This window comes from Janthinobacterium sp. 1_2014MBL_MicDiv (assembly GCF_001865675.1).
Taxonomy (GTDB): domain Bacteria; phylum Pseudomonadota; class Gammaproteobacteria; order Burkholderiales; family Burkholderiaceae_D; genus Janthinobacterium.
This window is the reverse complement of sequence record NZ_CP011319.1, coordinates 2,614,140-2,626,899: the sequence shown is the minus strand read 5'-3', so window position 1 is coordinate 2,626,899 and position 12,760 is coordinate 2,614,140. Positions and strand designations below refer to the sequence as shown.

The window sequence follows — 12,760 nt, the reverse complement described above, 5'->3', positions numbered from 1 at the left end:
TCTCAATCAGATTATTTCCTGGACTTGCTATTGACCTTCGGCAAACTCAGCATGCGCAACTTCTGCTGCCGCGTCAGCGACGGTAACAGATCGATGCCTATCCTGTCTTCCAGTTGCGCAATGCTCAGCACTTCATAGCTCTTGGTATCCACGTTTTCAATGAAGTAGGCGGCGCCGGCGCCCTGGCGCGGGCTGTACACGGCCTTGTACAGGTGGCTGGGCACGATCACCCTGCCCACCTTGCGCAAATTGCCGCCGATAAAGGCCGGTCCCGTGATCACGTACAGGTCGCCCTCCTTCTTCGCCATCTTGCGCACGGCGCCTTCGATGCCGGCCCAGACATAGCGGTTGTTGCGCGAGTCTTGCGGCACCATATTGGCCAGGGTAAAGCTGTCGCGCTGGCTCTGGCGGTCCGGCATGTCGCCATTCGGCGCCATGTGGCCACGGTCGAAGCCGCTGCGCGCATAATCGGCCAGCTCGGCGCGCTGGGCCGCCGGCAGCTTGCGCTCGGCATGGAAGGAGTTTTCACGCGACAAGTCCTGCGCCGCTTCCAGGTTGTTCGCCGTCAAATGTTCGGCCGACCACAGCGGCGTGCGGGTAATCCCCGAGTGCATCACGCCAAACACGTTGTAGCACAGTTCCTTGGTGGCCACTTCCAGCTTGGGGTTGGTGATTTCCGGCCTGCGGCCATCGACGTAATGCGCGGGGCAAGCGGCGGCGTAAGCGAGGTTCGCGGCAAAGGCCGTGGCCAGCATGCCGCACGCCAGGGTCAGCCTGGCGATCGTTCCTTGAATCATATTTCCCTAGTTGAAATCTTTGCAGGCCAGCATTCTAGCGGAGGATAGGCCCGCACCACAAACCTGCCGTGCGCCTGTCCGCGAGGCGGCAAGCGGCCTTGCGGCGAGCTAGCGCAAATAAAGGCCAACATGCAGCGCACAGCCATTCATATCTGCTAAGATTGCCTTGATTCGTTCGCATCGACCATTCAAGATTTGGAGAGCATATGATCAAAAAAACCCTGTTGCTGATCGTCGTCGTCGTCGCCGCCATCCTCGGCTATGCCACCACCAAGCCCGACACATTCAGTGTCCAGCGCGAAATCACCATCAAGGCCCCGCCGGACAAGATCGCCGCCCTGATCACGGACTTCCACTACTGGGCCGCCTGGTCGCCGTGGGAAAAGCTCGATCCGGCCATGCGCCGCACGTTTACGGGCCCGGCCAGCGGCCTGGGCGCGCAATATGCGTGGCAAGGCAATGACAAGGTGGGCGCCGGCAGCATGGAAATCACGGAAGCGGCCCAACCGGAGCGCACCGTCATCAAGCTGGACTTCCTGAAACCGTTCGAAAGCCATAACACCACCACGTTCACCATGACGCCCGAGGGCGACAGCACGAAGGTGAACTGGACCATGACGGGCCCCAGCCCTTACGTCAGCAAGGTCATGACCGTGTTCGTCAGCATGGATACCATGATCGGCAAGGATTTCGAAAAGGGCTTGAACAACCTGAAGGCGGCGGCGGAACGGTAACTCGTCTCCGCCCCATGACGGACAGGGCCTGCGCGGCCCTGTTCTTTTGGGATGACGGCTGGAGACGCGGCCCTTGCATATCCATGCAGGCAGGTGCATTGCGCCGCCTGCCGGCGGGCCCAGCAAGCATCCAAGCTGACAGGCATTCACATGGGAATGCCCTTGCGCTTATTATTTCAGGAAAAGAATACTGGCGTCCTCGACGACACCGTAAATCGCGCAAGTGCCCTTGCCCTGGCCATAAACCGTGGCGCCGCCGGATTTGGCCAGCAAGGCCAGCGCGTACATCGCCTTGCCACCGGCTGTCGCCGCATCAAATGACATGGAATGGTTATAACCGGCAATGGCGCACGCCGGCGGCGTGCCGACGACGACATCGACAAATGTCACCAGGCCCTTGCCATCGGAATCGATGCGCACTTCCGCGACCTTGCCAATAATGGCGCCCTCCGCATGGGCTTGCGACGAGATAAAAGACAGGGCAACAGCCAGGCTCAATAAAACAGGTTTCATTTGAATATCAATAGAATAAAACCTTATTTTATATTGGCAAATGCAATAAACAAAGTTATTCAAAGATTAAATATGCCATCCACCGCATGAAAACGGTCCGCCGGCCGTCAGGAGCGCCGACAGCGGCACTGCCACGGGCAGCTGCTGTGACGGAGCGGCCAGGATGTTTTATCCAGAAAACCCGATACTCGTCATTTCAAGAAAAGAATATTGGCATCCTCGACGACACCGTAAGTCACGCATACGCCTTTTCCCAGGCCAAAAATAACACCGTCACTGGATTTGGCCAGCAAGGCCATGGCATAAAAGGCCTTGCCGCCGGCCGTCGCGGCATCAAATGCCAGGGAATGGTTATAACCGGCAATGGCGCACGCCGGCGGCGTACCCGTGATAACGTCGACAAATGTCACCAGGCCCTTGCCGTCGGAATCAATGCGCACTTCCGAGACCTTGCCAATAATGGAACCCTCGGCATGGGCTTGCGATGAAATAAAAGACAGGGCAAAAACCAGGCTCAGTAAAATAGGTTTCATTTGAATATGAATACAATAAAACCCTATTTTATATTGGGGGATGCAATAAACAAAGTTATTCGAAGATTAAATATACCATCCACCGCATGAAAACGGTTCGCCTGCACGCCGTCGGCGCCGCGTTGGCGCGTGAAAGCGGACCGCATGCTTAAAACTGCTCGATCCACGCCGCCAGGTGATCGGGCGTGAGGGCCGGTTCGGCTTGCACCACCTTGCCCAGCAAACCCTGTTCGCCCTTGCTGAGCTGCAAGGACCAGCCGCGCCGCGCCAGCCACAGCAGATTGGCCAGCCAGAACGCATGGGTGGCCGAGACGGGCGTGGTGGTGGGCGTTTCAAGGAATTCCGTCAACAGGCGGCCATCGAGGAACAGCGCCGTGCCGGCCTGGTTTTGCAGCGCCGCGCCAAACGCAGGCTGCAGCATGTCGATGGCCTGCTCGACGCCGCGCCCCGGATGCTCGCGCTCGAGCGTTTCCAGCTGCTGGCGCACGGCGGCGGCAAAAGCCGTGCCGCGGAACGCTTCCGAACTGACCAGGTCGGCATAATCCATCAACAGCCAGTCCGGCTCGGGCGGCGTGACGCCGGCCGTCAAGGCCGCCGACAGGTAGGCTTCCACGGGCAGCTGCTGTTCCGGACCGGCCAGGCTGGCGCACAGCGTGTACAGGGTGCCGATGCGGTTGGCGATCGCTTGGCGCTGGCGCACCATCAGCTTTTCGCGCAGCAATTGCGCATGCTCGTTGCGCAGCCGCGCCAGCTCCAGCGCCTGTTTCAACTCCATGCGCAGCGCCGCGATATCCCACGGCTTCTGGATGTAGCGGTGGATCTGCCCCTGGTTGACGGCTTCCACCGTGTGCTCGAGCTCGGAATACGCGGTCGTCAGGATGCGCACGATATGCGGATGGCGGTCCCACGCGTACGACAGCAGCTCGTTGCCGTAGGCACCGGGCATGCGCTGGTCCGATACGAGCACGGCGATGCGGTCGGCCTGTTCGTCGAGAATGCGCTTGCCCTCCTCGACCGAAGTGGCCGTCAGCACGTCGGCCAGCGGCGCGATGGCGCGCTGGAAATATTTGAGGGCGTTGGCCTCGTCATCGACATAGAGTATCGTCGGCAAGCCTTGCGCCGGCTCTCGTTGAGCCGGTAAACGCAGATTGGCGTCAATCATGCTCGTTCCTTATATGTACTGGAAAATTCAGGGTCACCGTGGTGGAACTGCCAAACTCGGTGGCGATGTCGAGATTGCCGCCGAACGATTGCATCATGCGGTGGCAAAATACCATGCCCCAGCCCTTGCCCGCATCGCTGCTGGCACTGACGGGGTCGATCAACAGCTGCTCGACAATCTCGGGGGCGATGCCGGCGCCATTGTCGCGCACCTTGATGTGGCCGGCACCGATGCGGATGCTGATCGCCGGATGGGCTTGCTCGCCGGCCGAGCGCAAGGCATTGCCCAGCACGGACGACAGGATCAGCGCCACGCAATTGGGCGACTCGGCGATGGCAAAGTCTTCGCCGGCCTCGACCGTGATGGCACCGCGCTGCTGCGTGCTCAGCGGGTAGCTGTCGAGCAGTGCCGCCAGCAGCTGGCGCGCGCTGCCGGCGCCGCGTCCATCCTGCATGCCGGGCCCGGCACTGGCCAGGCGCACCGTGTCGATGAAGCTGGCCAGGACGGACAGGCAATAACGGGCATTGCCATGCATCAGGGCGGCCGCCTCGCCGATCTCGGCCTGTTGCGCGCCAGCCGACTGCGTGCGCCGCTCGATGCCGCGCGCAAAATTGGCGATGGCCGCCAGCGGCGTATTCAATTCATGGGCCAGGAAAGCGAGCGACTCCTGCATCGCCACCAGGCCCTGGCGCCGCGCGGTGCGCTCGCGTCCCGTCTGCACGGCCAGCTGCAGCGCGCTGTGCATGGCGTTCAGGTCGAGCGGCTTTTCCAGCAGGCGGAACACCGTGCCGCCATTGATCAGCTCAAGCAGCACGTCCTTGTCCGCATACGCCGTCACCAGCATGCAGACGATGTGCGGGTAGCGCTGCGCCACTTCCTGCAGCAATTCGCTGCCCAGGCGGTCCGGCATGCGGTAATCGGTCACGAGCACGTCGACGTGTCCGCCATGCTGTTCCAGCAAGGCCAGCGCCGCATCGACGCCGGGCGCCGTCAGCACGCGGTAGCGCGTGGCGACGGCGCGCTCGAAATACTTGCAGGCGAGCGCTTCGTCGTCCACATACAGCACGCAGGCGCGGCTATCGTTATCCATGCTAGCGGCCCTCCCAATCCGAGCGCTGCAGGTCGAAGTTCATGCTGGCCCATACGCCCAGCTCGCTCTCGGCGCTGAGCGTGCCGCCATGGCGCTCGATCACGCCATAGCTGATGCTCAGCCCCAGGCCCAGTCCCTGCCCCACTTCGCGCGTGGTGAAGAACGGTTCGAAGACGCGCGCCAGGTTTTCCGGCGCGATGCCGGGGCCATTGTCGCGCACGCTGATGCGCAGGCGGTCGTCGTCCCAGCGGGCCGTGATGCGGATCTCGAACGGCGGCGCATTGCCCTTGCGCATGGACAGCACGGCATTGCCCAGCAGGTTGATCAGGACGCCCACGATGGCCGCCTCGTCGCCGCGCACCAGGGTATCGACCGGCAAGTCATGGCTGATGCTGACATTCTTCGTTTCGTGGCCCACGAGGCGGATCGCCGCGTCGAGCGCGCTGCGGAACTGGAAGTGCCCCGTTTCCAGCTGATTGCCGCTCTTGCGGTAGGCAAAGGTCTTCAAGTCGGAAACGATGTGCTGCACGCGCAGCATGCCCTGCTTGGCGTCGGCCAGGCATTCGCTCACCAGCGCGCTCTGCTTGGCAGCCGGATCTTCGATGGCCACCTCGATGGCCATCATGCAGAAATTGACGGGGTTGTTGACCTCGTGCAGCATGCCGGCGGCCAGCGTGCCGATGGCCGCCATTTTCTCCTGTTGCAGCATCTGCCCCTTGATATCGGCCAAACTTTTGTTGGTTTCTTCCAGTTGCGTGTTCTTTTGCGCCACTTCCGCCTTCAGCTGGAACAGCATGAAACGGGCGCGCTCGTTAAAGTAGGTAAACACGGCGCTGATGCTGGCCGACATGATGAGGAACAGGCAATTGACGATAAACGTGCTCTGCAAGTCGAAGCCGTGCGCATGCCAGGCGCAGGCGGCCACGTACAGCAGGCAGGAGACGGCGCCGAAGACCATGTTTTGCCACAGGCCAAACGCCAGCACGATGCCCGACGAATAGATGGCCAGGGTCATGCCCACGTAATAGATGGAGGCGGCCCCTTCGGTGACGGCGATCATCCAGGCGATCATCAGCTGCGGCAGCAGCAGCCAGACGAAGGTCAGGCCCTGGATGCGGTCCTGCGCCCAGCGCGTGCGCATGGCCAGCACGACAATAAAGATCAGCACCGACACCAGCAGGCGGGCGCTGGTGAAGGCTGACTGCATGTCCGGATACAGGGCCGAATCGAGGCCCATGCCCAGCAGGATCAGGACGATGCCCGTGTAGGCGCCGCCGCGGCTAAATTCCAGGCGGAAGTCGCGCAAAACGGCCGTGTAGCCGGCGTGCAGGCCTGGAGTATCCATCAGGGAATGCTCACTTCCGCGAACACATTCACGCCCGTGGCATCGACATAGATATGCGGGTCCGTCGCATACTCGGGCAGCAGGGCCGACAGGCTCTCTTCATTGCGATAGATCAAATGCCATTCCAGCAAATGCTCCATGCCGAACTTGCCGGGATTGTTGGCGTGCACATTCGTCACCAGCAGGCGCCCGCCCGGCCCCACGCGCGAAGCGAAGTGCAGCAGCAGGCGCGCGCAGACCTTGTCGGACAGGTAGTCGAACAGGCCGGCGCAATACACGGCATCGAAACTGCCGGGCAAGCCGGTGACGCCGGCGCCATGCCGGCGCTTGAGCAGGTTGTGCACGGAGTCGTGCACATAGTCGATCTCGACCACGCGGCCCGTGCGTTGCATGATGGTGGTCAGGCGCGCACGCGTCCAGTCCAGCGTCTCGCTGCTGAAGTCGACGAGTTCAAAGGCCAGCCACTGCGCATCGGCACAGGTGTCGAGGAAGCGCTGCACTTCGATGGCCGGGCCGCAGCCCACGTTGAGCACCTTGAAGACGCGCCCGGCGGCGCGCGCGGCGGCCGCCTTCTGCGTCAGGAATTCCGTCAGGATATCGATGCGGTTGCGGTGCGCGGTGGCCACGGCCGCCTGCAGGAAGGCCGCATTGACGATCTGAAAATACGTGCTCGGTCCCTGGCGCGGGTCGTCCAGCAACTGGTTGACCATCTGGTAGTCGCCCGCATAGCCGAGCGGCTTGGTGAACGTGCGAAAGACGAATGGCGCGCGCAGGATCAGCGGGTGCAGCGCCGCCTGGGCAAACGCGCGGTGGGCCGGTGCCCGCTCTTCCTCGACCAGCGACGCCTCGGTCTCGAGCTGGCGCAAGTACAGCTGGGTTTGCTCCATCAGCGGCAGCGCGAGCTCGTCGAAGATATCGGCGCGCAAACGGCCATTTTCCTTGGGCAGCGAGTCGGACAAGTCGACCTGCTCGACCCAGCGCGCCACTTCGGACAAAAAGGCGCGCATTTCATTGACGACGATCTGGTAGTCGCGGCGGATGCGGAAGCGCTCGCCCCAGCCGGCGACAAAGGCGCTGGACTCCTTCGCCACCGCGCCCTTGACCACCACCACATCGCTCAGTTCGCGCCATTCGTCGATCAGGGTCACCGAGACGATCGCCGTCAGGCCCGTGTTGACGCTGCTGATGACGACCGCCTTGCCGACGTAGGCGTTTTTCGCCCCCATGCGCACCGTCAGCTCGTTGAGTACCTCGCTGACCTGCACAATCGAGTATGGATTGTAGATTTCCATCACCAGCGAGTTGCGCTGCAGGTTGAAAATCGTGCCGCGCACCGCCTCACCCTGGGTGTTGCGGAAACTGACGACTGGATCGATTTGCGATTGTGAATACACGATTGAACATTATCAAGTGGCCCGGTTTTCCGGCGCGCCAGCCATCGGGGCGCCAGTTGCCAGACTGGGTTAAGGCAAGGCAAGCCGGTCGGCTGCCACCGGCGCACCATCGATATGGCGGCGCTGCGGCGTCGTGTGACGCCACGCCAGCCGGACCGCCTCAAAGCGCGTCTGCTCGCTCTCTTGCCGAGTGTACTATGGATGTAGCAGAACGGGCAATTGTTCCCTCTGGAACGACTCACACTGGCGCTATCGCGCAACGCTGCCGCAATTCGCGCCGGCCAGGAACGGGCAACGCCCATCCAAACCGTGGCGGGCGGAAGCGGGATACGGCCGCGAAGCGCCGCTGTCCGTGCACGGGGCCGCGCAGGCAGCGGGCAGCGCAGGCCGTCATCGCGACGTGCAGCAGGTGTTGATCCGCGTTCTCAGCCAGCGACGAACAGGGCCAGCGCGTGGCGCAGCAATTGCGGCGTTTGCCCCGTCCAGCGCTTGAACGAACGGCGAAAGTTGGTGGCATCATGAAAGCCGAGATAGGCGGCCACGGCGTCGTTGTCGTAGCCATGGGCCTGGAACAGGTAGATCGCCTTGTGCGCGCGCACCTGGTCGAGCTCGGCCTGGAAATGCGTGCCATGGCGCGCCAGGTGGCGCTTGAAGGTGGCGGGACTGACGCCGAAGTCCTGCGCCGTGCGCTCCAGCGTGGGCGCGCAGCGGATATGCTCCAGCAGGTAGTCGTACAGCGCGCCGAGCAGGCTGGCGGCCGGCGCCGGCGCCAATGCCGCCGCGCGCATGGCCAGCGCCGCCGCCGTGGCATTGCCGCGCGGCCAGGGACGGTCGAGCCAGCCCGATTCGATCAGCATGGCGTCGACCTGGCAATCGAAACGCAGCGCCTGGCCCAGGTGCACCTCGTGCTGCTCCACATGCCGCGGCTGCGCCCGGTTGAAGCAGAAACGCCACGGCAGCGTCTCGCCGGCCAGCCAGCGGCACATGGCGGCCAGCGCCGTCATGTGCATCTCGACGAGGAAAGGCAGCTGGCTCGGGGCGCCGAACGCATCGGTCCAGTACAGCACGTGCAGCTCGCCCGCCTCGCGCAGGCGCGGCTGCAACAGCGGACACAGCAGCGTGTGGAAGTCGCACAGGATGCTCAAGGCCTGGCGCAGGTTCTGCGCCTGCAGCAAGGCGTGGCTGACGGCGCCGTAATGGCCGGGCAGCATTTGCTGGCCCAGCATGAAGCTCGTGTCAGCACTGTCGAGGCCGCGCGCCACGTTGGCCAGCAATTGCAGGTATTGCGCGGCGCTGACCTGGCTTTCCTCCGATGGCAGCGGACCGTCATCGAGGCCCGTGCCCTTGAGCAGCGGCGCCGTGGCCAGGTCGCGGCTGCGCGCATAGTCGAGCACCAGCGCCGGCTGGTGGCGCGCCGCGATGCTGGGGTCGCCCGCCTGGTTCAGCGACATCAGGCGGGCGCGGCGGCATGCGCGCGCGGCGTCTCCACCGCGCGGCTCAGTTCGGCCAGGACCACTTCCGGCACGCCATCGGCCAGCGAACAGGCGTGGCGCAGGCTCAGGCGGATTTCGCGGTTGTCGTTGGCGTGGTGGCGCATCTGCCCCACCATCGCGCACAGGTGGCGCGCGCACACGGCCGCCGCCTCGCGCGACACGCCCGGCATCAGCACGGCGAAGCGGTCTCCCGCATAGCGGCACAGCAAGTCGTCATTGCGCAGATTGAGCAGCAGCATGTGCCCCACGGCCTGCAGCACGCGGTCGCCTTCGCGGTGGCCGTATTCGCGGTTAATCAGGTGAAAGCTGTCGATGTCGAGCAAGACCAGCGCGCAATCGAGGCCCGGCCGGCGCTCCTGCTCCAGGCGGATCTGCGTGCGCAGGTAGCTGGCGTCGGCCAGCTGCGTGATGCGGTCGAAGGCGCGGTGGTCGCGGAACAGGCGCTCGCGCTTTTGCAGGTGCTCGTTCAGGCGAAACTGCTCGTGGCGCCAGTAATACATGCCGATGGTCAGCAGCAGCATGCCGAACGGAATCAAGCCTTCGAGCCAGTTATCCCACACGGCGCGCTTGTCGACGGCGAAGAATTCGTCGAGGCAATCGGCCCAGGAACCGAGCATGATGGCGCACAGGCCGCCGGCGATCAGGCGCGTCACGAGGCCGCGCGGCCGGCTGCTCAGAGTAAACAGGAACCACACGCCGGCCATGATGGCCGTGCCGCCTTCGCACACGATGTCCATCCACTTCCAGAGGGCGATCGGCTTCGGCTGCCCCAAGGTGGCGTAAAGGAAAAAGAACAGGGGCAGCGCCAGCGCGGCGGCAATCAGGCTGTTGCGGTGGAGTGGCAGCATGTGGGGAAACCTTTAAAAGTGGTGCTGCCGCCACGATAGCGTCCGCCCATGACGGCACGATGACATGCCCGCCTCGCGTGCGACAGGTGCAAACGGCTCATGATTGCGAAGCAACATGATGCAAATGCGGCAAGCGCCAGCCCATGCGCCCGGCGCGCGCAGGTCATTTCAGCTCACCACGATTCATTTCTGGCTGGAAAGCGCTTGCCTGCCGTTGTTTTCAGGGCGGCAAGCCCTTGCCTGTCACGCAATGGTCATATTTGCTGCCTAGAATCCGCCCGGTTCCCTCCCCTAACCGAGCTCTTCATGAAAACCATGCACACTTCGACTCCCTCCCCGCTGCGCCTGACGGCCCTGGCCCTCGGCATCATGGCCGTCTTTGGCGGCACCAGCCAGGCCCAGGCACAGGAAGACGGCCAGGCGGCCGCCACCGTGGTCGTCAGCGGCCAGCGCGCCAGCCTGCGCAACGCCATCGCGGCGCAGGAAAAAGCCGACAACATCATCAGCGTCATCAGCAGCGACGATATCGGCGGCCTGCCCGACAAGAACGCGGCCGAGGCGCTGGCCCGCTTGCCGGGCGTGTCCGTGCAGCGCGACCAGGGCGAAGGCCGCTACATCACCGTGCGCGGCCTGGGCCCGGACCTGAACGCCGTCACCATCAATGGCGCGCTGGTGCCGTCGCCGGAAGCGGGCCGCCGCGCCGTGGCGCTGGACATCCTGCCTGCCGGCCTGATCCGCACGCTGGAAGTGTCGAAGACCTTGCTGCCGGAAATGGACGCCAACTCGCTGGGTGCCACGGTCGAGGTGAAATCGCTGTCCGCCTTCGACTTGCCGGGCAAGCTGCTGTCGGCCAACGTGGGCGCCAGCCACGATGAAAAGACGGGCAAGACCAGCCCCAGCGGCGGCGCCCTGTGGGCCCAGCGCTTCCTCGACGGCAAGCTGGGCGTGGCAGCCGGCCTGAGCGCGGAAAAGCGCTCGTTCGGTTCCGACGACGTGGAAACGGGCGGCGCCTGGAGCAAGGGCCGCGTATCCGGCCTGGAATTGCGCGACTACCTGCCCGTGCGCAAGCGCGGCGCGCTGGCCGTCAACCTCGATTACCGTCCCGAAGCGGGCAACAGCTGGTTCCTGCGCTCGTTCGTCAGCGAGTTTTCCGACAATGAAGTGCGCGACCGCTTGACCATCAGCAATATCGCCGGCGGCAGCCTGGCCGAAGGGGAAACGGCCGGCGCGCGCGCCGAGCGCCGCATCCGCCAGCGCAAGTACACGCAGCAGGTGCGCTCGCTGGTGCTGGGCACGCAGCAAAAATCGGGCGACTGGACGCTGGACGTGAAAGGCGGCATGAGCCGCGCCACGGAAGACACGCCGGAATCGCTGAACGACGGCCGTTTCCGCGGTCTCAGCAACTTCCCCGGCATCAGCTTCACCGATACGCAGCAACCCAGGCTGAGCGGCCCCGCCTCGCTGTACGACCCGGCCAGCTACGCGCTCAACGCCATCACGCTGCAAAAGCGCTACTCGAAGGACAATGAACACCACGCGCGCATCGACCTGGCGCGCAAGTTCGACATCGCCACCCTGAAATTCGGCGCCAAGGTCAGCCGCCGCGAGAAAAGCAATGACACGGATCAATGGGCGTACAACAGCAGCAAGGCCACCAGCGGCAACTACTGGGGCGCCGGGTCCACGTCGATGAGCAGCTTCGTGCAAGGCCACAGCCTCGATTACGACCTGGGCAACATCGGCGTGGCCCTGGATCCGGCCCTGATCCGCGCCCGCGTGGCCGGGCTGGACCGCGCCAAGGCACGCCTGGCAACCGAGTCCATCATCAACGACTACCGCATGCATGAAGACATCAACGCCATGTATGTGCAAAACAGCTACGACTTCGATGCCTGGCACCTCCTCGGTGGCGTGCGCGCCGAGCGCACCAGCTTTGAAGCGGCCGGCTCGCAAGTGGACAGCGCCGGCGTCGCCACGCCCTTGACGCGCGCACGCTCGTACACCAACTGGCTGCCGAACCTGCAGACGCGTTATGACCTGGATCAAAAGACCAGCGTGCGGGCCGCCTGGACGCAAGCCGTGGTGCGCGCCAATTTCAGCCAGCTGGCGCCCGGCGTCAGCCTGGCCAGCAACACGGAAGCCGTGATCGGCAACCCGGACCTGAAGCCGCTGAAGGCGAACAACCTGGATCTGGGCATCGAGCGCGTGCTGGGCAATGACGGCGTGATGTCGGCCTACGGTTTCTACAAGGACATCAAGAATTTTACGTACACGACGAACCTGGCCGGCACGGGCCAGTGGGCCGGCTACACGACGGCCACCTCGTATGCGAATGGCGATGCGGCCAAGGTGAAAGGCATCGAACTGGCCTATATGCAGCCGTTGCGCATGCTGCCGGCGCCGTGGAACAAATTCCTCGTGGGCGTGAATGGCACGCTGAGCACGTCGAGCGCGCAGATCGGCCGTTTCGACAAGGCGGCAGGCAAGCAGGTCAACCGCGACATCCGCCTGCCGGGCCAGTCGAACCAGGTGATGAACCTGATGCTGGGCTATGAAACGGGTCCCGTCAGCGCCCGCCTGGCCCTCAACTACAAGTCGCCGTATCTGCTGGAAATGGGCGGCGATATCCTCGATTCAAGCCAGGACCACATCGTCGACAGCCAGAAGCAGCTCGATTTCTCGCTGTCATACCAGATCAACAAGCAATTCCAGGTGATTTTCGAAGCGGCCAACCTGAACAACGAGAAATACTATGTCTACCAGGGCACGAAGCAATACAACGTGCAGAACGAACAATATGGCCGCACCTTCAAGGTGAGCCTGAAAGCCAGCGCCTTCTGATGATGAATTT

Annotated in this window: 11 protein-coding genes; 2 read left to right on the top strand and 9 right to left on the bottom strand. The window is 63.6% G+C overall.

The annotated features are described in order from the left end of the window. Positions 1-11: 11 nt before the first annotated feature. Entirely contained in the window at positions 12-797 is a 786-nt protein-coding gene (locus YQ44_RS11420) for a DNA/RNA non-specific endonuclease (protein ID WP_071323485.1), read from the bottom strand. A 206-nt stretch (positions 798-1,003) separates the two neighbouring features. Here YQ44_RS11420 and YQ44_RS11415 point away from each other — a divergent pair, with 206 nt between their 5' ends. Further along, positions 1,004-1,531 (top strand): SRPBCC family protein, encoded by a 528-nt coding sequence (locus YQ44_RS11415; RefSeq protein ID WP_071323484.1) that lies wholly within the window; start codon positions 1,004-1,006, stop codon positions 1,529-1,531. A 171-nt stretch (positions 1,532-1,702) separates the two neighbouring features. Here YQ44_RS11415 and YQ44_RS11410 read toward each other — a convergent pair whose 3' ends face one another. From YQ44_RS11410 to YQ44_RS11375, 8 genes are all read right to left on the bottom strand, one after another. Continuing rightward, positions 1,703-2,107, bottom strand: coding sequence for a hypothetical protein (locus YQ44_RS11410; RefSeq protein ID WP_156894793.1), 405 nt, complete (start codon positions 2,105-2,107; stop codon positions 1,703-1,705). Positions 2,108-2,235: 128 nt separating this feature from the next. Then, a complete protein-coding gene (locus YQ44_RS11405; RefSeq protein WP_071323482.1) occupies positions 2,236-2,577 on the bottom strand; it encodes a hypothetical protein in 342 nt (113 codons plus the stop codon). Between the two features lie 148 nt (positions 2,578-2,725). Continuing rightward, positions 2,726-3,739 (bottom strand): response regulator, encoded by a 1,014-nt coding sequence (locus YQ44_RS11400; protein ID WP_071323481.1) that lies wholly within the window; start codon positions 3,737-3,739, stop codon positions 2,726-2,728. Beyond that, positions 3,732-4,829: a hybrid sensor histidine kinase/response regulator gene (locus YQ44_RS11395; RefSeq protein WP_071323480.1), complete on the bottom strand. Its 1,098-nt coding sequence runs from the start codon at positions 4,827-4,829 to the stop codon at positions 3,732-3,734. The genes YQ44_RS11400 and YQ44_RS11395 overlap by 8 nt, the downstream gene beginning before the upstream one ends. Before the next feature lies 1 nt (position 4,830). After that, entirely contained in the window at positions 4,831-6,174 is a 1,344-nt protein-coding gene (locus YQ44_RS11390) for a sensor histidine kinase (RefSeq protein WP_071323479.1), read from the bottom strand. Beyond that, positions 6,174-7,568 carry a class I SAM-dependent methyltransferase gene (locus YQ44_RS11385; RefSeq protein WP_071323478.1) on the bottom strand — a complete coding sequence of 465 codons (1,395 nt, stop codon included), beginning with the start codon at positions 7,566-7,568 and terminating at the stop codon, positions 6,174-6,176. The genes YQ44_RS11390 and YQ44_RS11385 overlap by 1 nt, the downstream gene beginning before the upstream one ends. A 425-nt stretch (positions 7,569-7,993) precedes the next feature. After that, positions 7,994-9,019, bottom strand: coding sequence for an AraC family transcriptional regulator (locus YQ44_RS11380; RefSeq protein ID WP_071323477.1), 1,026 nt, complete (start codon positions 9,017-9,019; stop codon positions 7,994-7,996). Next, positions 9,019-9,909 (bottom strand): GGDEF domain-containing protein, encoded by an 891-nt coding sequence (locus tag YQ44_RS11375; RefSeq protein ID WP_071323476.1) that lies wholly within the window; start codon positions 9,907-9,909, stop codon positions 9,019-9,021. Before YQ44_RS11375 ends, YQ44_RS11380 begins: the two co-directional genes overlap by 1 nt. Positions 9,910-10,224: 315 nt before the next feature. Here YQ44_RS11375 and YQ44_RS11370 point away from each other — a divergent pair, with 315 nt between their 5' ends. Then, positions 10,225-12,750 carry a TonB-dependent receptor gene (locus tag YQ44_RS11370; protein ID WP_071323475.1) on the top strand — a complete coding sequence of 842 codons (2,526 nt, stop codon included), beginning with the start codon at positions 10,225-10,227 and terminating at the stop codon, positions 12,748-12,750. The last annotated feature ends 10 nt before the right edge of the window (positions 12,751-12,760 follow it).

Excerpts from the sequence above, each read along its gene's own strand:
- YQ44_RS11420 (WP_071323485.1), bottom strand. The coding sequence starts at position 797 with ATGATTCAAGGAACGATCGCCAGGCTGACCCTGGCGTGCGGCATGCTG.
- YQ44_RS11415 (WP_071323484.1), top strand. The coding sequence starts at position 1,004 with ATGATCAAAAAAACCCTGTTGCTGATCGTCGTCGTCGTCGCCGCCATC.
- YQ44_RS11405 (WP_071323482.1), bottom strand. The coding sequence starts at position 2,577 with ATGAAACCTATTTTACTGAGCCTGGTTTTTGCCCTGTCTTTTATTTCA.
- YQ44_RS11400 (WP_071323481.1), bottom strand. The coding sequence starts at position 3,739 with ATGATTGACGCCAATCTGCGTTTACCGGCTCAACGAGAGCCGGCGCAA.
- YQ44_RS11395 (WP_071323480.1), bottom strand. The coding sequence starts at position 4,829 with ATGGATAACGATAGCCGCGCCTGCGTGCTGTATGTGGACGACGAAGCG.
- YQ44_RS11390 (WP_071323479.1), bottom strand. The coding sequence starts at position 6,174 with ATGGATACTCCAGGCCTGCACGCCGGCTACACGGCCGTTTTGCGCGAC.
- YQ44_RS11380 (WP_071323477.1), bottom strand. The coding sequence starts at position 9,019 with ATGTCGCTGAACCAGGCGGGCGACCCCAGCATCGCGGCGCGCCACCAG.
- YQ44_RS11375 (WP_071323476.1), bottom strand. The coding sequence starts at position 9,909 with ATGCTGCCACTCCACCGCAACAGCCTGATTGCCGCCGCGCTGGCGCTG.
- YQ44_RS11370 (WP_071323475.1), top strand. The coding sequence starts at position 10,225 with ATGCACACTTCGACTCCCTCCCCGCTGCGCCTGACGGCCCTGGCCCTC.